28 protein-coding genes and 1 tRNA gene are annotated in these 25,424 nt (G+C 63.0%); 3 read left to right on the top strand and 26 right to left on the bottom strand.

The annotated features are described in order from the left end of the window. Positions 1-288: 288 nt before the first annotated feature. The 4 genes from AC0L2V_RS04085 to AC0L2V_RS04070 form a co-directional block, all read right to left on the bottom strand. Positions 289-477 (bottom strand): hypothetical protein, encoded by a 189-nt coding sequence (locus AC0L2V_RS04085; protein ID WP_473519516.1) that lies wholly within the window; start codon positions 475-477, stop codon positions 289-291. Continuing rightward, a complete protein-coding gene (locus tag AC0L2V_RS04080) occupies positions 478-1,407 on the bottom strand; it encodes a hypothetical protein (protein WP_473519515.1) in 930 nt (309 codons plus the stop codon). A gap of 482 nt (positions 1,408-1,889) precedes the next feature. Further along, positions 1,890-1,966: transfer RNA gene (locus tag AC0L2V_RS04075), tRNA-Pro, on the bottom strand. A 175-nt stretch (positions 1,967-2,141) separates the two neighbouring features. Next, positions 2,142-2,429: a helix-turn-helix domain-containing protein gene (locus AC0L2V_RS04070; RefSeq protein ID WP_023798383.1), complete on the bottom strand. Its 288-nt coding sequence runs from the start codon at positions 2,427-2,429 to the stop codon at positions 2,142-2,144. 434 nt (positions 2,430-2,863) lie between these two features. On the opposite strand from AC0L2V_RS04070, the gene AC0L2V_RS04065 reads away from it, so the two are divergent. Next, positions 2,864-3,139: a hypothetical protein gene (locus tag AC0L2V_RS04065; RefSeq protein WP_473519514.1), complete on the top strand. Its 276-nt coding sequence runs from the start codon at positions 2,864-2,866 to the stop codon at positions 3,137-3,139. A 53-nt stretch (positions 3,140-3,192) separates the two neighbouring features. Here AC0L2V_RS04065 and AC0L2V_RS04060 read toward each other — a convergent pair whose 3' ends face one another. The 7 genes from AC0L2V_RS04060 to AC0L2V_RS04030 form a co-directional block, all read right to left on the bottom strand. Beyond that, positions 3,193-3,531, bottom strand: a complete 339-nt coding sequence (locus AC0L2V_RS04060) for a hypothetical protein (RefSeq protein WP_023798385.1) — start codon at positions 3,529-3,531, stop codon at positions 3,193-3,195. A 150-nt stretch (positions 3,532-3,681) separates the two neighbouring features. Then, positions 3,682-4,224 (bottom strand): MerR family transcriptional regulator, encoded by a 543-nt coding sequence (locus tag AC0L2V_RS04055; protein WP_095485784.1) that lies wholly within the window; start codon positions 4,222-4,224, stop codon positions 3,682-3,684. A 196-nt stretch (positions 4,225-4,420) separates the two neighbouring features. Further along, the gene (locus tag AC0L2V_RS04050) at positions 4,421-4,744 is read right to left on the bottom strand and encodes an integration host factor subunit alpha (protein WP_023798387.1); all 324 of its coding nucleotides are present in this window, start codon (positions 4,742-4,744) and stop codon (positions 4,421-4,423) included. 105 nt (positions 4,745-4,849) lie between these two features. After that, positions 4,850-5,821 (bottom strand): beta-ketoacyl-ACP synthase III, encoded by a 972-nt coding sequence (locus AC0L2V_RS04045; RefSeq protein WP_023798388.1) that lies wholly within the window; start codon positions 5,819-5,821, stop codon positions 4,850-4,852. 9 nt (positions 5,822-5,830) lie between these two features. After that, complete coding sequence (plsX, locus tag AC0L2V_RS04040) at positions 5,831-6,901, bottom strand: phosphate acyltransferase PlsX (protein ID WP_023798389.1); 1,071 nt, start codon at positions 6,899-6,901, stop codon at positions 5,831-5,833. Positions 6,902-7,032: 131 nt separating this feature from the next. Further along, entirely contained in the window at positions 7,033-7,596 is a 564-nt protein-coding gene (locus AC0L2V_RS04035; RefSeq protein ID WP_473519513.1) for a YceD family protein, read from the bottom strand. 26 nt (positions 7,597-7,622) lie between these two features. Next, positions 7,623-8,165 carry a ubiquinol-cytochrome C chaperone family protein gene (locus AC0L2V_RS04030; protein ID WP_473519512.1) on the bottom strand — a complete coding sequence of 181 codons (543 nt, stop codon included), beginning with the start codon at positions 8,163-8,165 and terminating at the stop codon, positions 7,623-7,625. Between the two features lie 114 nt (positions 8,166-8,279). Between AC0L2V_RS04030 and AC0L2V_RS04025 the strand changes: the two genes are divergently transcribed. Further along, positions 8,280-8,822, top strand: a complete 543-nt coding sequence (locus AC0L2V_RS04025) for an outer membrane protein assembly factor BamE (protein WP_473519511.1) — start codon at positions 8,280-8,282, stop codon at positions 8,820-8,822. Between the two features lie 291 nt (positions 8,823-9,113). Here the strand turns inward: AC0L2V_RS04025 and AC0L2V_RS04020 are convergent, their stop codons facing one another. Next, positions 9,114-11,255 (bottom strand): sodium-translocating pyrophosphatase, encoded by a 2,142-nt coding sequence (locus tag AC0L2V_RS04020; protein WP_473519510.1) that lies wholly within the window; start codon positions 11,253-11,255, stop codon positions 9,114-9,116. Between the two features lie 506 nt (positions 11,256-11,761). On the opposite strand from AC0L2V_RS04020, the gene AC0L2V_RS04015 reads away from it, so the two are divergent. Continuing rightward, a complete protein-coding gene (locus AC0L2V_RS04015) occupies positions 11,762-11,977 on the top strand; it encodes a type II toxin-antitoxin system HicA family toxin (protein ID WP_473519509.1) in 216 nt (71 codons plus the stop codon). On the opposite strand, the gene AC0L2V_RS04010 is transcribed toward AC0L2V_RS04015, so the two are convergent. The 14 genes from AC0L2V_RS04010 to ldtR form a co-directional block, all read right to left on the bottom strand. Continuing rightward, on the bottom strand, positions 11,978-12,742 hold the full coding sequence (locus AC0L2V_RS04010) for an ABC transporter permease (protein WP_473519508.1): 765 nt from the start codon (positions 12,740-12,742) through the stop codon (positions 11,978-11,980). Then, the gene (locus AC0L2V_RS04005; protein WP_473519507.1) at positions 12,739-13,677 is read right to left on the bottom strand and encodes an ABC transporter ATP-binding protein; all 939 of its coding nucleotides are present in this window, start codon (positions 13,675-13,677) and stop codon (positions 12,739-12,741) included. Before AC0L2V_RS04005 ends, AC0L2V_RS04010 begins: the two co-directional genes overlap by 4 nt. Next, positions 13,674-14,840, bottom strand: coding sequence for an ABC transporter permease (locus tag AC0L2V_RS04000; protein WP_473519506.1), 1,167 nt, complete (start codon positions 14,838-14,840; stop codon positions 13,674-13,676). The genes AC0L2V_RS04005 and AC0L2V_RS04000 overlap by 4 nt, the downstream gene beginning before the upstream one ends. 38 nt (positions 14,841-14,878) lie before the next feature. Next, the gene (gene osmF / locus AC0L2V_RS03995; protein ID WP_473519505.1) at positions 14,879-15,790 is read right to left on the bottom strand and encodes a glycine betaine ABC transporter substrate-binding protein OsmF; all 912 of its coding nucleotides are present in this window, start codon (positions 15,788-15,790) and stop codon (positions 14,879-14,881) included. A gap of 213 nt (positions 15,791-16,003) precedes the next feature. Continuing rightward, positions 16,004-17,221 (bottom strand): MFS transporter, encoded by a 1,218-nt coding sequence (locus AC0L2V_RS03990; RefSeq protein WP_473519504.1) that lies wholly within the window; start codon positions 17,219-17,221, stop codon positions 16,004-16,006. Beyond that, on the bottom strand, positions 17,218-17,718 hold the full coding sequence (gene nusB, locus AC0L2V_RS03985; RefSeq protein WP_023798402.1) for a transcription antitermination factor NusB: 501 nt from the start codon (positions 17,716-17,718) through the stop codon (positions 17,218-17,220). The genes AC0L2V_RS03990 and nusB overlap by 4 nt, the downstream gene beginning before the upstream one ends. After that, positions 17,715-18,209, bottom strand: coding sequence for a 6,7-dimethyl-8-ribityllumazine synthase (gene ribH / locus AC0L2V_RS03980; protein WP_473519503.1), 495 nt, complete (start codon positions 18,207-18,209; stop codon positions 17,715-17,717). Before ribH ends, nusB begins: the two co-directional genes overlap by 4 nt. A gap of 369 nt (positions 18,210-18,578) precedes the next feature. Continuing rightward, on the bottom strand, positions 18,579-19,196 hold the full coding sequence (locus AC0L2V_RS03975; RefSeq protein WP_473519502.1) for a riboflavin synthase: 618 nt from the start codon (positions 19,194-19,196) through the stop codon (positions 18,579-18,581). Beyond that, the gene (gene ribD, locus AC0L2V_RS03970) at positions 19,196-20,320 is read right to left on the bottom strand and encodes a bifunctional diaminohydroxyphosphoribosylaminopyrimidine deaminase/5-amino-6-(5-phosphoribosylamino)uracil reductase RibD (RefSeq protein ID WP_473519501.1); all 1,125 of its coding nucleotides are present in this window, start codon (positions 20,318-20,320) and stop codon (positions 19,196-19,198) included. The genes AC0L2V_RS03975 and ribD overlap by 1 nt, the downstream gene beginning before the upstream one ends. A 2-nt stretch (positions 20,321-20,322) precedes the next feature. Continuing rightward, complete coding sequence (gene nrdR, locus AC0L2V_RS03965) at positions 20,323-20,799, bottom strand: transcriptional regulator NrdR (RefSeq protein ID WP_023798407.1); 477 nt, start codon at positions 20,797-20,799, stop codon at positions 20,323-20,325. A 134-nt stretch (positions 20,800-20,933) separates the two neighbouring features. Further along, positions 20,934-21,521: an invasion associated locus B family protein gene (locus AC0L2V_RS03960; RefSeq protein WP_473519500.1), complete on the bottom strand. Its 588-nt coding sequence runs from the start codon at positions 21,519-21,521 to the stop codon at positions 20,934-20,936. A gap of 81 nt (positions 21,522-21,602) precedes the next feature. Then, entirely contained in the window at positions 21,603-22,916 is a 1,314-nt protein-coding gene (glyA, locus tag AC0L2V_RS03955; RefSeq protein WP_128175989.1) for a serine hydroxymethyltransferase, read from the bottom strand. A gap of 233 nt (positions 22,917-23,149) precedes the next feature. Then, positions 23,150-24,403, bottom strand: a complete 1,254-nt coding sequence (locus AC0L2V_RS03950) for a L,D-transpeptidase family protein (RefSeq protein WP_473519499.1) — start codon at positions 24,401-24,403, stop codon at positions 23,150-23,152. A 360-nt stretch (positions 24,404-24,763) separates the two neighbouring features. Then, on the bottom strand, positions 24,764-25,279 hold the full coding sequence (ldtR, locus tag AC0L2V_RS03945) for a transcriptional regulator LdtR (protein ID WP_027154640.1): 516 nt from the start codon (positions 25,277-25,279) through the stop codon (positions 24,764-24,766). Positions 25,280-25,424: the final 145 nt, after the last annotated feature.

The following is a 25,424-nucleotide window of genomic DNA, read 5'->3' as shown; positions in this document are numbered from 1 at the left end:
CAGGCGGCGTGTAGTCCCGTTCGACTGGCTGGTTTCGATAGCGAGGAAGACCGTCATGTGGCGGCTTCTCCTTCTACCTTGCACGGGCCTCTTGATGAGCCGAACGCCGCGCACAAGACCAGCAGTGGGATCGTTTCAGACCTTAAATCAGCGGTGCGGTGATCCCAAGCCTTCGGCTGACCCGAGTTGAACAGGAGATGGTTGTGCCGACGCACCACTGCAAGGGAAAGGCTAGAAAAAACTAGATTCTCGTGCGTCGCTCCTTTTATGGCTAGCCCCGCGCAATGACTACCAACTCAAATTACGATAGGCAGCTACGTCGTCACTTTCGCCATCACGAACCAGATTGTCATTCGCTGCGTCCGGAAAGCGATACCATTTATCCGTCTCTGTGCCGTCGTCGGCGATGTGAAAATTGGCGAGCACGCGGCGGTACAGAATATCGTCAGCGCAACTGGCGTCTAGGTCGCGCAACATTTACTCGAACGCAGCCTTTGACATGGCGAGGGCACTTTGTTTTTTCTCACCCACCCGCGCATCGTTCCACCTGAACGTAACTAGATAAAGCCGTCCGTCAAACTCCACGTCTTCAATTTCCGCATCCCGCCTGGTGGCGCCCGGCCTCTTGCGAGGCATCTTGACGACTGTCGGGATCTTACGATCGGCTTCGTCGTACTTCTCATCGGCCAACCATTTTTCGAAGGGCATGCGCTTCTGGCCAGGTCTTGCTGAGGCGCACCACGAGGCAGCACGCGCCGCTATCTGGTCCACATCCGGATTCTGGATGGTTGCCCACGCGGCTTTAGAGGCAACCTTGCTGCCGTACTTGCCATAAGAGCACCAGCATTTGTCAAATCCCGCGGCGGCGCCCGGCGCGACAGCAGCCGGTGCGTCCGCAGCCGCGGATACTTCATTACTGTTTACTTCTAACCCGGTCTTTAGCCGGGTAGAAGTAAACAGGTCTTCGTCACCTGCAGGGTGAACGCTATCGAGGCTTGCGTCACCTACAGGGTGAACGCTAGATTCAATTTCGCTAGCGTCACCCTGTAGGTGAACACTAGGCGGGAAGCGGCCAGATGCCGCCAGCGCCAGCAAATCCCAATTTATGGAAAAACGAGAGGCTTTGGTGCCTTTGCCTTTTTCAAGCTCGCGCATGTATCCCCACGCGCACAGGTCGCGATTGCCTTCGTTGATATGCTGAATCGACATGGTCTTGCCGAATGGGCTTCGCTCTTTGAACGTGTCCCGGATCCTCCGCACGCTTGCCAGCGACGTATGTTCGTAATCGGCATGCGACCAGCCAAGATGGAATTCCCAGAGCATCTTGTACTTATAGGTCGCCCTCGCGTCGTAGTTCATTAGGTCGGAGAGCTTGATTTTGCCGACGGGATCTCGTGGGTCTTTCACGTTCTTGGTCCAGTAGGAGAGACCGGTTCAGATTCCGACATTGGCTGCACGGCCTCCGTGAAAAGCCGCAGTCGCTGCGGCCGTGATAGCCTTGGCAAAGCCGGGAGAGAATGTGGCGCACCTTTTCGCTCCGGCGGACGGAGCGTAGGTGAGGTATCTCCCGTCTGGAGAGTCGCATTCCGTACATTCGGATGTCGGCTGTTATCTCTGCATCGAATTTGGCGGCGCACGGAAAGCGTCCATCGCCAAGGTCTACGGTGGGCACAATGGAAAGGATACGCATCGCGGGTTCCTTTAGAGAGGGTTTGGTACCGAATCCGGAATCGCCGAGGCGCACGAATGCAGAACATTCGCGCGTCCGCTTCGGGGCTTTTTCGGGACTCCGGGTTCCGAAACGGGCGATTTGAGCGCCTTTCATTCCGAAAATGGAAAAAGGCGCCAGAGGGCGCCTTCAATAAGACGTAGGGATTTCAAGGAATTAATGGTCGGAGTGGCCGGATTCGAACCGACGACCCCTTGACCCCCAGTCAAGTGCGCTACCGGGCTGCGCTACACTCCGGACCGGTCGCGATGTATCGTGATAACGCGGTTCGGGTCAACCGAATTCGGCGGCCATCACGCCGATGCCCGGCATGGTGGATTTGAAGTTCCTGCTCTGGTGGATGTCGTCAGCATTCAGGAACTTCAAATCCAGAACACACCTCGCTTGTTGGCTTGATCCTCTGGCGTCGCTGCTATGAGACGGGTCTTGGATTTTCCACGGATTGTGTCAGCGCGGCCGTATCGATCAGCGCGCTTTCCGGAAGCCGGAGCGCAGAGGCTATTCGCCTGAGCTTCGACAAATCGGCATTCCTGCCGTTCTCGATGTCGGCGATCTCATCGACCGACAGTCCGCACGTCAGGGACAGCTCTTCCATGCTGTATCCCCTGGTTTCTCGGATGGCCTTAAGGGCGCTGTGGTCGGGCGCAGCTTCGGTCGCCGACAGTTCGGAAAAAGCTTCGCTTGTTGCTATTTGGGGCATTTGGCAACTCCGTGGATTTAAAGAGTTTGATCAAATCAAGAAGTTGCCTGAGACGGCGCAGAGAATGCCCTCTCGATAGTGATTTGCCAAGCGCCAAAAACGCCGTCACGGCATCGTGATTCCGATCGGCGCAGCCCGGCACAGGCCTCGGCGGCACCGGCACGGGACCGTCATCTCGATCGGGGTCTTTGACTGGCCGATCGCCGAATTGTTCGACGGTTCTGAGCCGCTCCCTTGTCAAGCGGCTGTAGGATCGAATCTCAGCAGCGGGAGCCGGAGCACGCAGAACGCGTCAGGGGCTGCGAATTTTCTTGAACCGACGCGTGAACCTTTTCTCTCCGGGCCGCACCAACACGGCATGGACGCCACAAAGGCCGTCCCAACCGGAAGGACGCCCTGACGGCGATCCTCGATCAAGAGAAGGAAATGCTCAAATGACCAACATCTCGAACTTCAAGCGCCTGTCGCTCACCGCTGCCATCGTCGTCTCGGCCTTCGGCTCGATTTCACTGCCGGGCTCGGCCTTCGCCAACGGCACGCATCCGAGCGGCGGCGGCGCGGTTTGCAAGGGCGCGGGTCACTGCCTGGTGCTGCAGCTCGACTGCAAGGGTACTTATACGGACGCCACCGACTCCAACGGCACCGTCTACGGCAAATGCAGCCAGACCGCGCAGGTCAGCCCGAAGAACAAGCTCAAGCTCGCGCGCTGATCGACCTTTTGGTCAACGAAAATGGCGGCCGTCCGCGCCGCCATTTTCTTGTCTCAACGTGCCGATCTCGATCTCGTTCGCGACGTTTTCTGCTGGCGGCTGAGGAACAGGCTGGCGACGAGCCCGACCACAACCAGACCGACTGCGGCCGCTGTCGCGGGATGATCGCGCGCCGTCTTCTCTATCACCCTGCCATGCCTCCTGATCGCAGGCAGAGCGTCACTAAAACGCTCGGCGAGGTCCGAGTAATAGTCCGACGCGGTGTCACGCCCGTCCTCGTAATAGGCGCTGCCGCGCCTGGAAACGGCTTTCCTCAGCGCCGCCAGTTCCCTGGAGAGGGCCGCGACCTGTTTTTCAAGATCGATGTCGGAGAGGGTCGAAAATGATACCATGACAGGCTTCCTTCTTTTGCGAAGGAACGCACGATCGCAAAACCGGTTCCGGTTTTGCCGCGACCGATCGGGCCCCAGAGCGCGTCGCGTCAGAAGCGATTCATGCGACCCGCGTGAAGTTCTATGCAGTCGCTATCCCGGGGCCATGCGCTAGCGCACCTGATCGAGCAGGCGCTTGCATTCCAGAAGGTCGAACAGCGCCTCCTGCAGCAAAGCGCGATTGTCGCGCGAGAGTTTCGACGTGCCCGGCTGCACCGGGCCTTCGTCGTCGGTCTTGCCCAGGCCGAAGAAGCGCCGGCTGGGTTTCACCTTGGGCTCGCCGACCAGCATCTCGTCATCGGCGCCGCGCGGCTGGGCCGCCGGCGTCAACGGCACCGCATCGGCCTGCCGGCGCTGCGAGATCGCCTCGACGGCCGCCATGTCGCCATTGCCGATGGCGACCAGGAAATGATTGCCGTTCTCGCGCAACAGCTTCTGCACGCCCTTGATCGTGTATCCCTGATCGTAGAGCATGTGGCGGATGCCCTTGATCAGTTCGACATCCTGGGGCCGGTAGTAGCGGCGGCCGCCGCCGCGCTTCATCGGCTTGATCTGGTTGAAACGCGTTTCCCAAAAACGCAGCACATGCTGCGGCAGGTCGAGATCTTCTGCGACCTCACTGATGGTGCGGAAAGCGTCGGGGCTCTTGTCCATGGGCGAAATCCTCACGCTGGAGCATGGTCCCGAAAAGTGGGAAAACGGTTTTCGGCCAGGATCATGCTCAACAAAGAGTCATTCCGATCCGGCTTGTTGTGCCGAATCGAGCCTTATTTCAGCGGTTTATGAAACAATATTCAAGCCCGGCGTCAAAGCAGGCGACCGTTTTCAACCGGGCTTAGAAGCGCAGGCGCTATTTGCTGCCCTTGGCCTTGCTGATCTGGTGCGCGCGCAGGATGCGGTTCTTCAGCACATTCGACGATTTGAAGGTCATCACGCGGCGCGGCAGGATCGGCACTTCCTCGCCGGTTTTGGGGTTGCGCCCGATGCGCTCGTTCTTGGAGCGGACATGGAAGGTTGCGAACGACGACAATTTCACCGTCTCGCCGCGAACGATCGCCTCGCAGATCTCGTCCAGAACCGCTTCGACGAGCTCGGCCGATTCAGTACGCGACAGGCCAACCTTGCGATAAACGGCTTCAGCAAGATCGGCGCGCGTAAGTGTCTTTCCCCCCATGCGAACCGTCCCCATCAGCTCAAAAAACATAACTCTATATAAGCAAAGATAGAGCCTAAGTAATTGATCCGGCAAGGTCAAGGACCGAACCGGTCCGTTCGGCACTTACCAGCGAACCAGGACCGCGCCCCAGGTGAAGCCGCCGCCCATCGCCTCGATCAGCACCAGATCGCCCTTCTTGATGCGGCCGTCGGCGACCGCCACCGACAGCGCCAGCGGCACCGAGGCAGCCGAGGTGTTACCGTGCAAATCGACGGTAACCACCACCTTTTGTTCCGCTATCCCGAGCTTCCTGGCGGAAGCGTCGATAATCCGCTTGTTGGCCTGATGCGGCACGAACCAGTCGAGATCTTCAGCGGTGATCCCGGCAGCTGAGAACGTCGCTTCGATGACGTCGGTGATCATGCCGACCGCGTGCTTGAACACTTCGCGGCCTTCCATCCTGAGATGGCCCACCGTTCCGGTGGTCGAAGCTCCACCGTCGACGAACAGCTTGTCCTTGTGAGCCCCGTCGGAGCGCAGGCTGGCAGCCAGCACGCCGTGGTCGGCAATGCCGCCCGCCCCCTCGCCTGCTTCCAGCACCATCGCGCCGGCGCCGTCGCCAAACAGCACGCAGGTCGAGCGATCGCTCCAGTCGAGGATGCGCGAAAAGGTTTCGGAGCCGATCACCAGCACGCGTTTGGCGAGGCCGCCGCGGATATAGAGGTCGGCCGTCGTCACCGCGTAGACGAAGCCCGAGCACACCGCCTGCATGTCGAAGGCGAAGCCGTGATGCATGCCGAGCCGGTTCTGGATGTCGACGGCGGTCGCCGGAAAGGTGTTGTTGGGAGTCGAGGTCGCCAGCACGATCAGGTCGATATCGGCCGGCGTCAGGCCGGCATTGTCGAGGGCTGCGCGCGCCGCCGCCTCGCCGAGCGAAGCCGTCGTCTCGTCGTCGGCCGCGATATGGCGCTGGCGGATGCCGGTGCGCTGGGCAATCCATGCGTCTGACGTCTCCACCATGCCTTCGAAATCGGCATTCTTCATGATGCGGCGGGGCAGCGCGGAGCCTGTGCCGCGCACGACTGATCTGATCAAGGCTCTTTCCTATTCCTCTGCGTCGGCAACGACGTCGGATTTCCTGGATGTCTGGGCATGCGGATTGCGCGCATGGAACAGATCAAGATCGGCTTCGATGCGATCGAGCAGATTGTTGCGCACCATGTCGTAGCCAAGCTCGATCGCCGCCGCGAAGCCGTCCGAATCGGCGCCGCCATGGCTTTTCACCACGACGCCGTTCAGACCCAGGAAAACCCCGCCGTTGGAGCGGCCGACATCCATCTTTTCGCGCAGGCGATCGAAGGCGCCCTTGGCGAATACATAGCCGATCCTGGCCATCAACGTGCGGTCCATCGCGGCGCGCAGGTAACCGGCGATCTGCCGTACCGTGCCTTCCGCCGTTTTCAGCGCGATGTTGCCGGCAAATCCTTCGGTGACGACCACGTCGACCGTGCCCTTGCCGATGTCGTCGCCCTCGACGAAACCATGGTAGTTCATCGAGGCCATGTTGGCCTCGCGCAACATGCGGCCCGCCTCCTTGACCTCTTCCTGGCCCTTGATCTCCTCGACGCCGACATTGAGCAGACCGACGCTCGGCCGTTCGATGCCGAAAACCGAGCGCGCCATGCCAGTGCCCAGAATGGCAAAATCAACCAGTTGATGCGCATCCGCGCCGATGGTGGCGCCGACGTCCAGCACCACGCTTTCGCCACGCAATGTCGGCCACAGCGCCGCGATCGCCGGACGGTCGATGGTCGCCATGGTGCGGAGGCAGAATCTCGACATCGCCATCAGCGCGCCGGTGTTGCCGGCCGAGATGCAGGCGTCGGCAGTGCCTGCCTTGACCGCCTCGACCGCTTTCCACATCGACGACTTCCAGCGGCCATGGCGCAGCGCCTGGCTCGGCTTGTCGTCCATCCGGACTGCTATCTCGCAGTGGATGAACTCGCTGACTTCCGCCAGCTTGGGCAGCTTTGCGAGTTCGGGGCGCACTGCCTCCTCGCGACCATAGATGACGAAGCGGATGTCGGGACGCCGGGTCGCGACCGTCATGAGCGCCGGGATGACCACGCTTGGTCCGTGATCGCCGCCCATGGCATCGATGGAAATCCTGATCACGCGGTGTTCATCTCACAGTTTGCTTGAGCGAGCGCCTGGCGCCGGCAACGGGTTTGGGGCTCGCGAAGGTTCGGCGAAAATAGCGTTTTTGGGCTGCCGCACAACCGGCTTTCTCCGATTGGGTCGGGTTTTCAGGATTTCCCCAGCAGGGAACGCAGCTTTTGCTGAAATTCGCTTTCCGCAGTCCCGGCATCGTCGGCAGCCTCCATCGAAACGCCTTGCTTGCGCGGATAGGGATCGATCGCCAGTCCAAAGAACTGTTCGGCGAGCGCCCCGACATCGATTGAATTGCCGGAAAATGTTTCCGGGCTGTCCGGCCCTTCGGCATCCAGCATTATCTCGCCACCGCCCTCGAAACCCTGCCGCCCGAGCTTCGACTGCTCCGGCAGGAACAGTGCGTCGACCGCCTCGTCGATATGCGCCTCGATCGGGTCCAGGGTGACGATGCAGGCCTGGGTGATATCGGCCTCGACGCGGCCGCTGACCTTGACGCCGTTGCGCTTCCATGGCGCCACCAGCAGTTCGGCGCGATAGTTCTCGACCGACAGCAACTCGTGCTCGCCTGCCAGCGCGGCGCGCTGCGCGGCGTCGGCCTCGATCAGCACCGGCAGTCCCTTTTGCGGCAGCCGGGCGACGTTGGCCACGAAGGACACGGAGCTCTGGCGATCGGGGCTCTGGGAATCGGCGTGTTTCATATTTTCCTTTAAATAGGCTTGTTTTCTTAAATAGGTTTGGCCGCGGGGAATGCCACAGTGCCGGAAACAATCGATTCGGTCGGCTGTTCCGCGAGTCGCCTGGAGACATCGGCGACGTAGCCGGCCAGATGCGTCGCCTGCGGCCAGGTGCCGGCATCTGGCCTGACATTGCGGGCAAGCGCCGCGACGAGTGCGTCATGGTCGTTTCGTTCCAGCGCATCGTCATACGCGGCGGTGCGGCCATAAAACATCTTCGCCAGTTTCTTCATGCGCTTCGGCACGCCGACGTCGCCGATGCCGAGTTCGCGCAGCGAATGCTCGATATCCATGAAGAACTCGTCGATCAGCACCTGCGCGACCTCCCCGGCAACACCACCCTCGCCGCGCAGCCGGTGCTGGAACAGGAACATGTGCAGCGACAGCATCTCGAAGCGGCCAAGCGGCGTGTCCGGTACATCCCAGTCGGAATAAAACACGGTTTGCCGCGCCGCTGCCACGATTTGTGCGTAAAGCGCCTCGGTGATAGCGCGGTTGGCGTGACGTTCGCGACCAAAAAGGCGCTGGAACATTGAGGGTGGTCTCCCGGGGACCGTTTGTTGAATTGGCCTTGTTGCATCGGCGAGCAAGCTGGTTTACCGGTTTTGCGGCCCAGCGCAAGTTGCGGCCAGCTAATGGAGTTGTAGTTGCGCGCGCTGAAAATCAAGTCGACTTTTCTGCCCAGGTCCGCTTTTCCGAGATCCGCCGGCGCGATCTCGCTGCTGGTGGCAGCTTCGGTGCTTTGCGGCTGCAACTCGTCAAAGATGATCGGTGATCTCAATCCGAGCGAGACGCTGACGCAGGGCTACGTCATCGACCAGCAGGCGATCGACCTGGTGCCGGTCGGCTCGAGCCGCGAACAGGTGCTTCTGGCGCTCGGCACCCCGTCGACCAAGGCGACTTTCGACAACGAGGCCTTCTACTACATCTCACAGACGCGCAAGCGTTACGTCGCCTTCGACAAGCCGAGGCTGGTCGACCAGAAGGTGCTGGCCGTCTATTTCGGCGAGGACGGGCGCGTTACCCAGATCGCCAATTACGGCCTGAAGGACGGCAAGGTGTTCGACTTCATCTCGCGGACCACGCCGACCGGCGGCAAGGACCAGAACTTCCTCAGCCAGATCATGGGTGGCGCCAGCAAGCTGGCGCCCGGCCTCCCCGGCGGCGGCGGCGCCTCGCCCGGCACCTGATCAATCCCGGCAGAATCGGCTTCTCATCCTTTTTTGCTTCCCTTCTTTTAACTTCGAGGGGAAGCAGCAACATCTCAGGCGACCGAAAACCCGCGGGAGCGATCCCGCGGGTTTTTGTTTTGAGACAGAAAGCCATTGTCGCAGGCTGCGGGCCGCAGACGACTTGAACGCGAGCTTTTGGAGTTGTCACGGGCGTCAATTCCCTGATGCCGGACGTCCAAAATAGACGAACCCGCGGGATCGCTCCCGCGGGTTCGGTTGTGGATCTCGGCCTCGGAAGGCCAAGCCGCCTCAGCCGTGCGCGAGCACGGCCAGCAGCAGCAGGGCGACGATGTTGGTGATCTTGATCGCCGGGTTGACTGCCGGACCGGCGGTGTCCTTGTAGGGATCGCCGACCGTGTCGCCGGTCACCGAGGCCTTGTGCGCCTCGGAGCCCTTGAGATGCTTGACGCCGTCCTTGTCGGTAAAGCCGTCCTCGAACGATTTTTTCGCATTGTCCCAGGCGCCGCCGCCGGAGGTCATCGAGATGGCGACGAACAGGCCGTTGACGATGACGCCGAGCAGCGAGGCGCCAAGGGCTGCAAAGGCGGACGCCTTCGAGCCCGAGATCAGCAGCACGCCGAAATAGACGACCAGCGGCGCCAGCACCGGCAGCAGCGACGGAATGATCATTTCCCGGATCGCCGCCTTGGTCAGAAGATCGACCGCACGCGCATAGTTCGGCTTCGAGGTGCCGGCCATGATGCCCGGATCCTCGCGGAACTGCTTGCGCACCTCCTCGACGATGGCGCCCGCCGCACGGCCGACAGCCGTCATGGCGATGCCGCCGAACAGATACGGAATCAGGCCGCCGAAGATCAGACCGGCGACGACGTAAGGGTTGGACAGGTCGAAAGAGACGTCGCCCATGCCCTGGAAGTAAGGATATTTGTCGCTATTGGCGGCAAAGAACTTCAGGTCGTTGGAGTAGGCCGCAAACAGCACCAGAGCACCGAGACCGGCCGAACCGATGGCGTAACCCTTGGTCACCGCCTTGGTGGTGTTGCCGACGGCGTCGAGCGCATCGGTCGACTGGCGCACTTCCTTGGGCAAGCCGGCCATTTCGGCAATGCCGCCGGCATTGTCGGTGACCGGGCCGAAGGCGTCGAGCGCGACGATCATGCCGGCGAGGCCGAGCATCGTGGTGACCGCGATCGCCGTGCCGTAGAGGCCGGCGAACTGGTAGGTCGATATGATGCCGCCGACGATGACGATCGCCGGAAGTGCCGTCGATTCCAGCGAGACCGCAAGGCCCTGGATGACGTTGGTGCCGTGACCGGTGACCGAGGCCTGGGCGATGGAGTTCACCGGGCGCTTGTCGGTGCCGGTGTAGTATTCGGTGATCACCACGATGAGGCCGGTCACCGCGAGACCGATCAGGCCGCAGATGAACAGGTTGGTGCCGGTGATGACCATGCCGGCGACCGTGCCGATTTCGCCCCAGCCCAGCGTTGCCGAGGTGGCGATGCCGAGGCCGACGATCGACAGCAGGCCGGTGACGATCAGGCCCTTATAGAGCGCGCCCATGATCGAGCCGTTGGAGCCGAGCTTGACGAAGAAGGTGCCGACGATGGAGGTCAGGATGCAGGCGCCGCAGATGGCCAGCGGATAGAGCATCGTGGCGCTGAGAACGGCGGTGCCGCCGAAGAAGATGGCGGCGAGTACCATGGTGGCGACCACGGTCACCGCATAGGTCTCGAACAGGTCGGCGGCCATGCCGGCGCAGTCGCCGACATTGTCGCCGACATTGTCGGCGATGGTGGCCGGGTTGCGCGGATCGTCTTCGGGAATGCCGGCTTCGACCTTGCCGACGAGATCGCCGCCGACGTCGGCGCCCTTGGTGAAGATGCCGCCGCCGAGACGGGCGAAGATCGAGATCAGCGAGGCGCCGAAGCCGAGCGAAACCAGCGAGTCGATGACGACGCGGTCGTTGGGCTGGAGGCCGATGAATTGGGTGAGGATCAGATAATAGATCGAGACGCCGAGGAGGGCCAGGCCAGCGACCAGCATGCCGGTGATGGCGCCCGATTTGAAGGCGATCTCGAGGCCGGCTGCGAGGCTGTTGGAAGCCGCTTGCGCGGTGCGCACATTGGCGCGCACCGAGACGTGCATGCCGATGAAGCCGGCGGCGCCCGACAGAACGGCGCCGATCAGGAAGCCGATGGCGGCGGTGATTGAAAGCAGCCACCAGGCGAGCAGCAGGACCACGACGCCGACGATGGCGATGGTGGTGTACTGGCGCGCCAGATAGGCCTGCGCGCCTTCGCGGATGGCCGCGGAAATTTCCTGCATGCGTGCATTGCCCTGATCGGCCGCGAGGACCGATTTTGTCGCCCAGATGGCGTAAAGGACTGAAAGCAGACCGCAGGCGATGACAGCTAAAATTATGGTCATTGCCGGATTTTCCTCGATTGATGACCCAAAAGAACCCCTCCCTGGGCCGTTGAGACGGGGAGCGGATTCCGCGCGCCGAATCCGCTCCCCTCGCATCGGCTTATGCGAAACAGGGCTGCGAACGTCAAGATATTGTTCGGTTTTTGCCCGGCTTTCGCCCAAAAGCCCCCGGCTTTCGCGCAAAAGCAATGGCGGCAACACGCTCGCCAGCGCCGCCACCCGATCAGATCGATTGAAATCGGCTGACGGTCGTCAGCCTCCGCGCAGGTCGCCGTCCAGTTCGACCACGAAGGGCAGCACCGCCCGCATGGTCATGGAGAACATGAAAGCCTTCTGCTGGCCGTTGCAGACGTTGGACTGCCAGTGCCGGCAATTCCCGGCTGCGCGACCCAGGGTGAAGCCTTGGACGAACTTGTCGAGAACTTGCGTGAAGCAATCGAAGGCTGCCTCTCGGCAGAGCCGCTGTCTTTCACTTCAGAACCCGGCCGGGTCATGGAAATCGCTGTTTGAAGTCCATTTCCGGCAAGGAGCTTGCGCGTGCCATCGAGCGGCAAGGCTGGAGGCTTTTGCGTGTTGCCGGCAGTCATCACATCTACGGCAAGGAAGGCAGCATCGTGCGCCTTTCGATCCCGATTCACGGCAACAGGCCGCTCAAACAGGACTCTTGCGACATCTCTTGGCGCTGGCCGAGACGAGCGAAGGCGATATCTGAGTTTTGCTAATTACGCCGTCTCCTGCCCCATGCGGCGTGCGGTGTAGCGCTCGATCGCCGACAGCGCGTCATAGATCAGCACGGCAAGCGCGGCGACGATCAGCCCGCCCTGCAGGACAAAGGCGAGATTGTTGGACAACAGACCGGCGATGATCACCTCGCCGAGCGTCCTGGCCGCCACGGTCGAGCCGATCGTCGCAGTGGCGAGGCTGATGACCACCGAAAGCCGGATACCGCCGAGAATGATCGGCGCGCTGAGCGGCAGCTCGACCTTGACCAGCCTTTGCCAGCCGGTCATGCCGGCGCCGCGCGCCGCCTCGACCACATTGGCCGGCAGCGTCGTCAGCCCGGTCAGCGCGTTCTCGAAGATCGGCAGCAGGCCGTAGAGAAACAGCGCGATCAGTGTCGGCTTCTCGCCAAAGCCGACGGCCGGCACGGCCAGCGCCAGCACCGCCACCGGCGGAAAGGTCTGGCCGATATTGACCAGGCTGCGCGACAGCGGCAGGAATTCGACGCCGGCCGGCCGGGTGACCAGGATGGCGAGCGCCACGGCAACGATGGTTGCCGCCACCGTCGCGATCAGCACGGTCCTCAGGTGCAGCAGCATCAGCGTCAACAGGCTGCCCTGGTTGTAGATTGCCGGCGCGTTGCTCTCGGTCAGCGGCTTCAGCAGCGGCTCGAACCAACCCGGATTGGTCACGAACGCAATGAGCAGCACCACCAGGGCAAGCCTGAGCAGTGACGGAAGCCAGGCTTTTACACCGGCCTCTTTCATGCCGGCCTCGCCGCGCGTTTCACCAGCCCATCCACAGTCACGCGGCCGAGCGGCTTGCCATCCGCGCCTGTCACCGGCAACGCCGGGCGTCCCGACCACAACAGTTCGGCCAGCGCATCGCGCTGGCTGGCGTCGGCGGGGATCGCCTCGCCTTCGGCGGTGCCCGTCTCCACGGCGTCGCGCACCCGGCCGAGCGACAGCAGCCTGAACGGTTTTTCGCTGGCGCCGACCAGGGTCTCGACGAAGGCGCTGGCCGGCTTCGCCAGGATCTCGGCGGGCCTGGCATATTGCACCAGCTTGCCGGCATCCATCACCGCGATCTTGTCGCCCATACGCACCGCCTCCTCCATGTCATGGGTGACGAGGATGATGGTGGTGCCGAAGCGCTTCTGGATCGCCCGAAGGTCCTCCTGCGCCTTGTTGCGGATGATCGGGTCGAGCGCGCCGAACGGCTCGTCCATCAACAGCACGTTCGGCTCCGCGGCAAGTGCCCTGGCGACGCCGACGCGCTGCTGCTGGCCGCCGGAGAGCTCGTGCGGATAGCGTGGCCCGAACGCCTGGGGATCGAGCTGGTAGAGCGTCATCAACTCGTCGACACGGCGCTTGATGCGGGCCGCGTCCCAGCCGAGCAGCACCGGCACGGTGGCGATGTTCTGCGCCACGGTGCGATGCGGAAACAGTCCATGGCCCTGGATGGCGTAGCCGATGCTGCGGCGCAGTTCGTAGCCGGGCAGCGAGCGGTTGTCGGCGCCGTCGAGCCTGATCACGCCGGCGGTCGGCTCGACCAGCCGGTTGATCATGCGCAGCAGCGTCGTCTTGCCGGAGCCGGAGGTGCCGACGATGACGGCGATGGTGCGCGGCTCGATCACCATCGACACGTCGTCGACGACGGTCGTCGCGTCATAGCGCTTGGTAATGCCTTCGATCTCGATCATGCCGGTTGTGCCTCGCGTCGCCTGGTGGAGGTCATTTCGATCACCGCGTCGAGAATGATGGCGGCAGCAAAGGCCAGCGCCACCGTCGGCACGGCGCCGAGCAGCACCAGGTCCATCGCCGTCTGGCCAACGCCCTGGAACACGAACACGCCAAAACCGCCGCCGCCGATCAGCGCGGCAATGGTGGCAAGGCCGATGTTCTGGACCAGCACGATGCGGATGCCGGTGAGGATCACCGGGAAGGCCAGTGGAAATTCGACGCCGAACAGGCGCTGGCGCTCGGTCATGCCCATGCCGCGCGCGGCGTCGTTGGCGGCGCGCGGCACACCGGCAAGGCCGACCACGGTGTTGGCCACCACCGGCAGCAGCGAATAGAGGAACAGGGCGACGAAGGCGGGCGCGGTGCCGATGCCGCGAATGCCGAGGGAGGCCGCGCCGGGCACATGCGTGGCGACCCAGCCGAGCGGCGCGATCAACAGTCCGAACAGCGCGATCGAGGGAATGGTCTGGATGATGTTCAGCACGTTGAGCACGCCGGCCCGCAATTTTTCGACGCGGTGGCAGAGGATGCCGAGCGGCAGGCCGACTAACACCGCTGCTGCCAGCGAGCCCAACGCCAGCGTCACATGTTTGGAGCCTTCGGCCCAAAAACTGTCGGCACGGTTGGCATATTCCTTGAGGATCGACAGACTGTTCCAACTGCCCGAGACCAGCAGCATGCCGATCGCCGCTGCCGCGACGACGAGCACGCCGATCCGCGCCGATGGCGACAGGTTCAGCCTCGTCAGCCCATCGGCGAGCAAAAGCGTAAAGGCGAAGATGAGCAGCCAGAAACCCGAAGCCGGCGAGATGCGGGCAAAGCTGTTGCCCTCAGGCGTCAGGAAGCTGCCGGCGACGCCGATCAGCAGCGCCAGTGCGGCAAGCGCGACCACGCTGGCGGCCAGGCGCGGTACCAGCGGCGTTTTCAGCAAGGCGACGACCGCCGCAACGACGACGACTGCAAGCAGCAGTGGCCCCAGCGTCGGCGGCAGCGCTTCAAGAATCGAGCGCGCCTCGCCCGGCACGATGCGATTGGCGCGCAAGGTGGCAAAGGGCGCCGCGAAGGCGGCATAGGCAACGATCGCGGCGATGACCACGCCGAGCTTGTCGAAGCGGGTGGTCATGGCGCGCCTCGCACCGGCGTCATTTCCAAACGGGCTGACTACTTCAAAAACCCGTTCTTCCTCAAAAAGTCTTCGGCGACGCCTTTGACCGGCTCGCCGCCGACCTGAACGCGGCCGTTCAGTTCCTGCAGGGTGACGAGGTCGAGCTTGGCGAAGACCGGCTTCAGCAGCGTCTCGATTTCGGGATGCTCCTTCAGCACCGCCTCGCGGATGATCGGCGCCGGCTGGTAGACCGGCTGCACGCCCTTGTCGTCTTCGAGCACGATCAGGCCGGACGGCGCGATGCCGCCGTCGGTGCCGTAGACCATGGCGGCGTTGGCGCCGTTGGTCTGGTTCGCCGCGGCGGCGATGGTCGCCGCCGTATCGCCGCCGGAGAGCGTGATCAGCTGGTCCGGCTTAAGCGTGAAGCCATAGGTGGTCTGGAAAGCCGGCAGCGCGGCAGCCGAATTGACGAATTCGGCCGAGGCCGCCAGCACCACCTGGCCGCCCCCGGAGACATATTTGCCGAAGTCGGACAGCGTCGCCAGCTTGTTGGTCTCGGCGACATCCTTGCGCAGCGCAATCGCCCAGGTGTTGTTGGCCGGCGACGGCGACAGCCAGACGATCTTGTTGGCGTCGTAGTCGAGCTTCTTGGCCGTTTCATAGCCCTTGGCGGCATCCTTCCACACCGGATCGTCGGCCTTTTCGAAGAAGAAGGCGGCATTGCCGGTGTATTCCGGATAGATGTCGATCTCGCCGGCGGTGATCGCCTTGCGCACCACAGGAGTGCCGCCGAGCTGGATGCGGTCGGTGGTCTGGATGTTGTTGGCGTTCAGCACCAGCTGGATGATGTTGCCGAGCACGCCGCCTTCGGTGTCAATCTTCGACGACACGACCACCTGAGCGCTCGCCGAGGCCGCGGTGATGCCGAGCGCCAGTGCCGCGCCGGCCAGAACCTTGACTGAAAACATTTCACAAATCCCTTGCTGAGAACCGGACTGCGGCTGCCGCATATGAGCATGGCTTCAATGCCCCGTCGGGGCACACGGTTTCATAAGAAGGGGGATGGGGGCAATAATTTTGTTCGGATGCGGGTGAGTCCGCTGCTGTCTGATCCCGACAGCGTCATGTCACTACAGAACTTTTGATTTGCGCATGATCCTTTCCGAACCTTCGGTTCGGGGTCATGAGCTGGTCGGCCGCGCGGTCATCTTCAGCACGCCCAGCGCCACGAAGCACAGCACCGTCACCGGGAAGATGATCCAGTTCAGCATCTCCCAGCCCCAGGCGTTGTAGACCGCGCCCGACATCAGCGAGGCGAAGGCGACGGAGCCGAACAGGACGAAGTCGTGAAAACCCTGGACCTTGGCCTTTTCCGATGGCCGGTAGCTGTCGGCGACCATGGCGGTGGCGCCGATGAAGCCGAAATTCCAGCCAAGGCCGAGCAGGATCAGCGCCGTCCAGAACTGCCACAGCGCCAGGCCCGACAGCGCCACCACGGCGCAGCCGATCAGCAGCACAAGGCCGGTTGCGACAATCCGTTCGGCGCCGAAGCGATAGATCAGCGAGCCGGTGAAGAAACTCGGCGCGAACATCGCCATGACATGCCAGGAAATGCCGAGCGTGGCGTCGTCCGTCGACAGGCCGCAGCCGACCATGGCGAGCGGCGCGCCGGTCATGACGAAGCTCATCAGCGCATAGCTGCCAACGGCGCAAAACAGCGCCGCAACGAAACGCGGCCTGGTGACGATCTCGGCGAGCGGCCGCGCGTCGCTGTCGGCGATTTCCGCTTTGCCCGTCGCCTTGGCCGGGATGCGCAGCAACGACAGGATGGCAGCGCCGACCGCCGCCAGCACCAGGATGGAGGCAAACGAGCCGGCAAACATCACAGGAGCAAACAATTCGCGGGTGAAGATGACGATCTGCGGCCCAAGGATGGCGGTGACGATGCCGCCGGCCAGCACGAAGGAGATGGCGCGCGCCTTGAATTCAGGCGGTGCGTTGTCGGCGGCGGCGAAGCGGAATTGCTGGACGAAGGCGCCGCCGATGCCGATCACCAGCAGGCCGAAGGCGAAAAGCCAGAAGCTGGCGTAAAATAGCGCCAGCGTCGCGACCAGACCGCCGAGCGCAGTGACGATCGTCCCGGTCATGAAGCCGTCGCGCTGGCCGAGCCAGCGGATGATGGCTGCTGCCGGCAGGGCGCCGAGCGCCACGCCGACGTTGAAGCCGGTGATCGGCGCCGTCGCCAGCGATTTGTCGGAGCCGAGCAGATAATATCCGGCCAACCCACCCACGGAAATGGCGATGGGTGCGGCCGAGCCGATGATCGCCTGCGAAGCGGCAAGGATGAGCGCCGTGCGGCGCGCTTCCCTGCCGGCCTCGGCGATAGCGACGGCCGTCATGAAGCGTCCTTGCCGCGCCCTTCGCCGCGCACCCGGCGCGACACGCGATCGAGCACTGCGTTGACCAGCTTCGGCTCGTCTTCTTCGTAGAACGCCTTGGCGATATCGACATATTCCGAGACGATGACAGCCACCGGCACGTCCTCGCGCTTCATCAGCTCGTAGACGCCGGCGCGCAATATGGCGCGCAGCGTCGAATCGAGCCTGGACAACGGCCAGTCCTCGGTCAGCGCCTGGCGGATGATCGGGTCGATGGTCTTCTGGTTCTCGACGACGCCGGCGAGGATGGCGCGAAACCATTGCGCGTCGGCCTCGCGATAGAGCGCGCCGTCGACTTCCTTGCCGAGCCTGAACGCCTCGTATTCGGCGGTGATCTCGAAGACGCCGCTGCCGGCCACATCCATCTGGTAGAGCGCCTGCACGGCGGCCAGACGGGCTGCACCGCGCTTGTTGGCGTGGCGCACCGCGGGCTGGCCGGGCGATGCGGGTTCGCTCACGACCGCTCTCCCAACTGTTGCTTGAGGGCGATCATGGTCAGCGCCGCACGCGCGGCAAAGCCGCCCTTGTCGCCTTCCGAACGCCTGGCCCGCGTCCAGGCCTGCTCGTCATTTTCGGTGGTCAGGATGCCGTTGCCGATGCAGACCGCTTCCTGCACGGACAGGTCCATCAGGGCACGGCTCGATTCATTGGCGACGATGTCGAAATGATAGGTATCGCCGCGCACGACGGTGCCGAGGGCGACAAAGCCGTCATAGCTCAGCCCGCCTTCGGCGGCGCCGTCGAGCGCGAAGGAAATCACTGCGGGAATTTCGAGCGAGCCCGGAACAGTGACGACGTCGTATGTCGCGCCCGCTTCCTCGAGCGCGCTTGTCGCGCCTTCGAGCAGCGCGTCGGCAAGGTCGTCATGGAAGCGTGCCTCGATGACAAGAAGGTGGGCCTTCTTCTTCGGGCGAATGAACGCTTTGCCGTGTTGGGATGTGCCAGCCATAGATGTCTCCGGGATCGCCGGTGACTTAGGCCGAAGCCGGTTTGATCGCAAGCAGAAGATTGGTGGAGATGCGGACGTGCCTGATTATTGGTTTCCTCCGAAGCCGGCGCTGCCCCTCATTGCCCTGCCGGGCATTTCTCCCCGTAAACGGGGCGAAAGAGGCTGGCCGCATCGCCGGCGCCCTTCTTGCAACGCTGATGATTGGCGAAACCATCGATGACAGCGCCCCTCGCCCCGTTTACGGGGAGAGGTCGCCGGCAGGCGGGTGAGGGGCAGCGCTAACGAAACGGAACAAGGCGCCAATCAGATCCGAGGTGCTCGTCCTGTTCGGACAACCGTATGAGACCACGCCGCTCTCCGGCAGGGCCATCAAAGCCCCTCTTTCGCGGCCTCCGCCAGGCGCGCCGCGTAGCGGGCCATGGTGTCGATCTCCAGATTGACGCGGTCGCCGACATCGCGTTCGCCCCAGGTGGTCACCGTCAGCGAGTGATGGATCAAGAGCACGTCGAAGCGCGTGCCTTCGACCTTGTTGACGGTGAGCGAGGTGCCGTCGAGCGCGACGGAGCCCTTGGGTGCGATGAATTTGGCCAGATCGCGCGGCGCTTCCAGCGTGAAGCGCACGGCATCACCCTCCTCCTTGCGCGCAACGATCTCGGCCATGCCGTCGACATGGCCTGAAACGATGTGGCCACCGAGTTCGTCGCCGATCTTCAGCGCCCGCTCCAGATTGATCCTGGTGCCGGATTTCCAGCCGATCGCCGTCGTCAGCCTGAGCGCCTCCTCCCAGGCCTCGACCTCGAACCAGCGCGCATTGGCGCCGTTTTCCGGCAGCGCCGTCACCGTCAGGCAGACGCCGCCGCAGGAAATCGAAGCCCCAATGGCGATCGTCTGCGGGTCATAGGCGGTGTCGATGCGCAAGCCGACGCCCTCTCTCAACGGCTTCACGGCAGCGACGGTACCAACATCGGTGACAATCCCGGTAAACATCAGATGTCCCTTATCCATTCCGCGTAGCTGTCTTCGCCGAAACGCATGTCGCGCAATTTGCGAAATCCTGCCGGGATATGGTTGGCGTCGATGGGCGATACAATGCCGCTCCTGCCGATCGGCTCCTGCCCCTGGAACAGCACGATGCGGTCGACCAGCCCTTCGGCGAGGAAAGCCTTGGCCACCTTGGCGCCGCCCTCGACCAGCACGCTCGCCATGCCGAGTGCGGCAAGATCCTCAAGCAGTTCCGGCAGCGCAATATCGCCTTCATACGTCTCGGTGCCGATGAAGCGCACGCCGGCGCGTTCGAGCGCGGCGCGCCGGTGCGGATCGGCTTCGGCACAGGCGGCGACATAGAGCGGAACCCGGTCGAGGCCGGCGACCAGTTTCGACGTCTCCGGCAGCCTGATCTGGCGGTCGAGCACGATGCGCGCCGGCGAGCGGTTCTCCAGCCCCGGCAACCGCACCGTCAGCGCCGGATCGTCCTCCAGCGCCGTGCCGATGCCGATCAACACGCCGTCGGCTTCGGCGCGCATCAGATAGACTTCGCGCCGGGCGATGTCGCCGGTTATCGAGACCTGCCCCGCGCCTTCCATGCCGATCTTGCCATCGCTGGAAATCGCAAGTTTCAGGATCACTTCCGGACGTTTTTTCAGAGATCGAATGAGATAGCCGGCCATCTGCTCGGCGGCTTCTGCCACGAGCACCTTTTCGACCACTTCGACACCGGCGGCACGCAGGATCGCATAGCCGTTGCCGGACACGCGTGGATCGGGATCGCTCGCAGCCCCAACCACCCGCGCGACGCCGGCATTGACCAGTGCACTGGCGCAAGGCGGGGTGCGGCCATGGTGGGCGCAGGGCTCCAATGTGACATAGGCGGTGGCGCCGCGTGCGAGCTCGCCGGCCTCCGCCAGCGCCTCGGTCTCGGCATGCGGCCGGCCGCCGACAGCGGTGACGCCGGTGCCGACGATCATCGGCCCGGCGCCGTCGTCGCGCACGATCAGCGTGCCGACGGAAGGGTTGGTCGAGGTCCGCCCGGCGTTTTTCCGCGACAGCCTCAGTGCCGCCGCCATGAAGCGGCGATCAAGAACCTCTTGCTCGGCTTGGCTGCGCCTTGCCATGCTCAGCCGGCGTCCTCTTCCTTGAGCTCGTCACCTTTAAGCTCACCCAGCACGTCGTGAAAATCCTTGGCCTCGCGGAAATTGCGATAGACCGAGGCGAAGCGCACATAGGCGACGTCGTCGAGCGACTTCAGTGCCTCCATCACCAGGCGGCCGACCTCGCCCGAGGCGACCTCGGTCTCGCCGGAGCTTTCGAGCTGGCGCACGATGCCGGTCACCGCGCGGTCGATGCGCTCGGGATCGACATTGCGCTTGCGCACGGCGATCTCGACCGAGCGCAGCAGCTTGTCGCGGTCGAACGGCACCTTGCGTCCGGACTTCTTCACCACAACGAGGTCGCGCAACTGCACCCGTTCGAAGGTGGTGAAGCGGCCGCCGCAATCGGGGCAGACGCGCCGCCTGCGGATCGCCGCGCCGTCTTCGGCGGGGCGCGAATCCTTCACCTGCGTATCTTCGGACTGGCAGTAGGGACAGCGCATGGGCAGCCTTGTGTTCGCGAATCTCGTAGAGCGAAGGCTTAGAGGTTTTTGCCGCGATGGCAAAGTATCGGGTCGCGCCTCAGAGATAGCGAGGCGCGGGGAAAATTGCCAGCATCAACGGCAATACCGGCCGATTACGGCGCGATGTCAGCAGTCGGGAACCCACATGACACGCCGAGGCTGCGATAGGCCTTGGTGAAGCCGTCCATCGATACGGTCGCGACCGGCGTGTCGGCGAATATGACGTCGAGCGCGCTGGCGCGGCGCATGGCACGCAGCAGCGCCAGGCTGATCTCGGGCTTGTTGTTCAACATCCATTTTCCGCCGCCGGCCATGGCATCGACGGTCGCCTTGACCTTGCCGTCGCCATCGCCGAACACCGCCGGAATGTTCTCGCCAGTCGGCAAGTCCTTGTTCTTCATGGCGATGACGAGGGTCGGATAGCCATTGGGCGGCAGTGCATCGCCGTTCGAGATGGCAAGCGTGAGCGTGCCGCTGGTACCGCTCGCGTCGAGAAAGGCGGTCGAGGCGACGCAGGTCTTGCGCAGATCCCCACCGGTATCGATCTCGTCCACAGTGGTGGACCAGTTGCCGAAGGTTTCGGTCTTCGGTGCGGCTGGGGTGGGCGCAGACTGTGCCTGGGCGGCGGACGGCAAGGTGGTCAATGTGACCAACAACACGCCAAGCGCGCCAAAGCCAGCGACACGGAAAATCTGCATCATCGTCAAGGCTCCTGTCCGGACTCCGTCCCCGCTGAAAAAGTGCTTCTCGTCCGGCGATAACGGACGACACCTTGCGTGAGCTCAACCGAGATAGGGATAGAGCGGAAAACGATCCGTCAACGCGGCCACCTTCGCCTTCACCGCTGCTTCGACGGCTGCATTGCCCTCATCGGAATTCGCGGCCTTGAGCCCGTCCAGCACTTCGGCGATCAGCTTGCCGATCTCGCGGAACTCGGCCTGGCCGAAACCGCGCGTGGTGCCAGCCGGCGTGCCGAGGCGCACGCCCGAGGTGACGAACGGCTTTTCGGGATCGAACGGGATGCCGTTCTTGTTGCAGGTGATGTTGGCACGGCCAAGCGCTGCCTCGGCACGCTTGCCGGTGGCGTTCTTCGGCCTGAGGTCAACCAGCATAAGATGGTTGTCGGTGCCGCCGGAGACGATGTCGAGGCCGGTTTCCTGCAGGCTGGAGGCCAGCGCCTTGGCGTTGGCGGCAACGCTCTCGGCATAGATCTTGAAGCTTGGCTTCAGCGCTTCGCCGAAGGCCACAGCCTTGGCGGCGATGACATGCATCAGCGGACCACCCTGCAGTCCTGGAAACACCGCCGAGTTCATCTTCTTGGCGATGTCCTCGTCATTGCACAGGATCATGCCGCCGCGCGGGCCACGCAGCGACTTGTGCGTGGTGGTGGTGACCACATGGGCGTATGGCAGCGGCGACGGATGCACGCCGCCGGCGACCAGGCCGGCGATGTGGGCCATGTCGACCATCAGATAGGCGCCGATCGAATCGGCGATCTCGCGAAAACGCTTCCAGTCCCAGACGCGCGAATAGGCAGTGCCGCCGGCCAGGATCAGCTTCGGCCTGGTCTCGTGGGCGGTCTTCTCGATCGCGTCCATGTCGAGCAGGTGATCGTCCCTGCGGACGCCGTAGGAAACGACCTTGAACCATTTGCCGCTCATGTTGACCGGCGAACCGTGCGTCAGGTGGCCACCGGAATTCAGGTCGAGCCCCATGAAGGTGTCGCCGGGCTGCAGCAGCGCCAAAAAGACCGCCTGGTTCATCTGGCTGCCGGAATTCGGCTGGACGTTGGCGAAGTTGCAGCCGAACAGTTTTTTGGCGCGCTCGATGGCCAGGTCCTCGGCCACGTCGACGAACTGGCAACCGCCATAGTAGCGCTTGCCCGGATAGCCCTCGGCGTATTTGTTGGTCATGACCGACCCCTGCGCTTCCAGAACGGCGCGGGAGACGATGTTTTCCGAAGCGATCAGCTCGATCTCGTGGCGCTGGCGGCCGAGTTCGTTGCGGATCGCGCCGAAAATCTCCGGATCGGCATCGGCAAGCGTGGTTTCGAAGAAGGATTCGAATTTGTTCGACACTGCCGCTGCTGTTGCCATGCTTGAGATCCTTGTCGTCCGGGGGGTCTGCCGCGCCATTAACACAGTTGCTTTCGCCCCGCCACGTTTGCGGCGCGAAATTTGCTGGTCGGATTGCGGCAGCGAGGCGAAGAGCCACCTATTTCCTCGCCTGCCGGCCGTTCAGCAAGCTCGCGCACCACGCGCCATGCGTGGCGCACGTCAAAAAGGCCGCCTCGATGGCGGCCTTTCATCAATTCAATAACATCAATGGCTTAGAGCGCAGAGGTGATCTGCAGCTCGTTGGCTCCGTCGAGCCCGTAGATGTCGTCGCGGAACTGCACGACGCCAGTCCCTGTCGACCAGGCCGAGATGTAGAGGAAAAAGACCGGCACCGGATTGGTGACCTGCACCGGGATGTTCTCGCCGCTCTTGATCGACGCCTCGAAATGCTGGCGGCTCCAGCCCGGCGTGTCCCGCAGGATCCAGGTGACGAGGTCGCGCACGTTCTGGACGCGCACGCAGCCTGAGGAATCGAAGCGCATCATTTTGCCGAACAGGCTCTGCTGCGGGGTGTCGTGCATGTAGACGCCGTCCGGACTCGGGAAATTGATCTTGACCGAGGCCATCGCATTGCCGGCGCCCGGATCCTGGCGAAAGCGGTATTTCTCCGCGTCGTCGGTCGACCAGTCGACGGTCAGTGGATCGACCTCGCTGCCATCCGGTGCGAACAGCCGGATCTTGCTGTCCTTGAGATAATTGGGGTCCTTCCGCATCAGCGGAATGATGTCCTTGCGCACGATCGAGACCGGCGCGTTCCAGTAAGGATTGACGATGATCTCGTTGATCTTGGAATCGACGATCGGCGTCTGGCGATCGATCTTGCCGACAACGGCGGTGTGGCGCAGCACGACGCGGTCGTTCTCGACCGCTTCGATCTGGGCGCCAGGGATATCGACCAGTACATAGCGGTTGCCCAGCGTACCGGCGCGTTCGTTCAGCCGCTGCAGATTGGTCTGCAGCTGGCCAAGCCGGACCTGCGCCGAGACATTCATCGCCGCATAGCTATATTGGCCCAGGGTCCCGTCGGAAGGCAGTCCATGACGCGCCTGGAAGCGCTTGACCGCCGCATCTACATAGGAATCGAAGGCCTCTGAAAGGCCGGCGCTCTGCGCCAGGTCGCCCGAAACCATCAAGCGCCTGCGCAATGGCACCACGTCGGGATCGATGACGCCGAGTTGCAATTTCTTGGTGTCCGGGACCTGCTCCCAGCCGCCTTGCGCGACAATGTTCTGATACTGCACGATAGCCTGCTCGGTGTACGCAACGGTCTGCAGGCTGACGATCGGCAGCGTCGAGGCCACCTTGCCGCCCTCGCTGGCGCGGGCGTCGAACTGGTCGTTCCAGTTGCCGCGGCCCGAGGATTTCAGGATGTCCGCGATCACGTCCTGCGCGCTGGCGCCACCGGCAACCATCGTCGCGGCCAACGCGGAGGCTCCGGAAAGGAAGAAACGGCGACTGGTTCTCATGTACGCTCCAGATAGTCCTGTAACAGTTTTTTCACCGGGCGATCCGCCCGCATGCTAGGCCCGGCCCACTCTAAGGTTGGCGCCCTTAACAATTAGCCAACCATGCCCCACTCGCTTCTGTGCGAGAACGCGCCGGGCGCGACGCGCCTTCACTGAGGCGGTTGGCGGGGAGACGGATTGGCTCGCGCCGCAACATCACCCGCGTTCTCGCTTCCACCGGGAATATGGCGGCAACGTGACCCTGACCGCGATTTGGATCGGCTGGCCTCACGAAACGCAAAGACCGATGCTTTTCGGCACCGGTCTTTTGGATCGCTCTCCGACCGCGCCTGTGGCGCGGTTGCATGCGATGGACATGCTTTACATGCGATAGGCGATGGTGTCGTTCCAGAAGCGGTCGAGGCGCTGCAGGGCGCGGTTCATTTGCTTGAATTCTTCCGTGTTGATGCCACCGACCTGCTCGATCGAGCCGACATGGCGCTCGTAGAGGCCGGCGACGACTTCCGCCACCTCACTGCCCTTCGGCGTCAGCGAGACCCGCACCGAACGGCGGTCGATGCGCGAGCGCTGGTGGTTGATGAAGCCGAGATCGACCAGCTTCTTCAGATTATAGGAGACGTTCGAGCCGAGATAATAGCCGCGCGAGCGCAACTCGCCGGCGGTCAGTTCCGAATTGCCGATATTGAAGAGCAGCAGCGCCTGGATGGCGTTGATATCGGAACGGCCGTTGCGGTCGAATTCGTCCTTGATCACGTCAAGCAGGCGGCGGTGCAGCCGTTCCACCAGCTGCAGCGATTCCATGTACAGCGAACGGATCGCCTCGCGGCGGTCGTCGGATACGTTGGCGGTCTTCGCCGCCGGACGGGAATTGATCATTGTCTTTGCCTCTCGTTTGTCGCCTGGTGATTTTTTGTTTTTCACCTTGATCACGACACTATCGAATACTCATAAAATTCGACTTAAACGCTAGGGCTAACAAGAGCTTACCGGTAATAGGTTTCGAAAGACGCTTAACGAAGGG

This window comes from Mesorhizobium sp. WSM4814 (assembly GCF_055811595.1).
The sequence above is the reverse complement of the archived record's forward strand: the minus strand, read 5'-3'. Positions and strand labels throughout refer to the sequence as shown.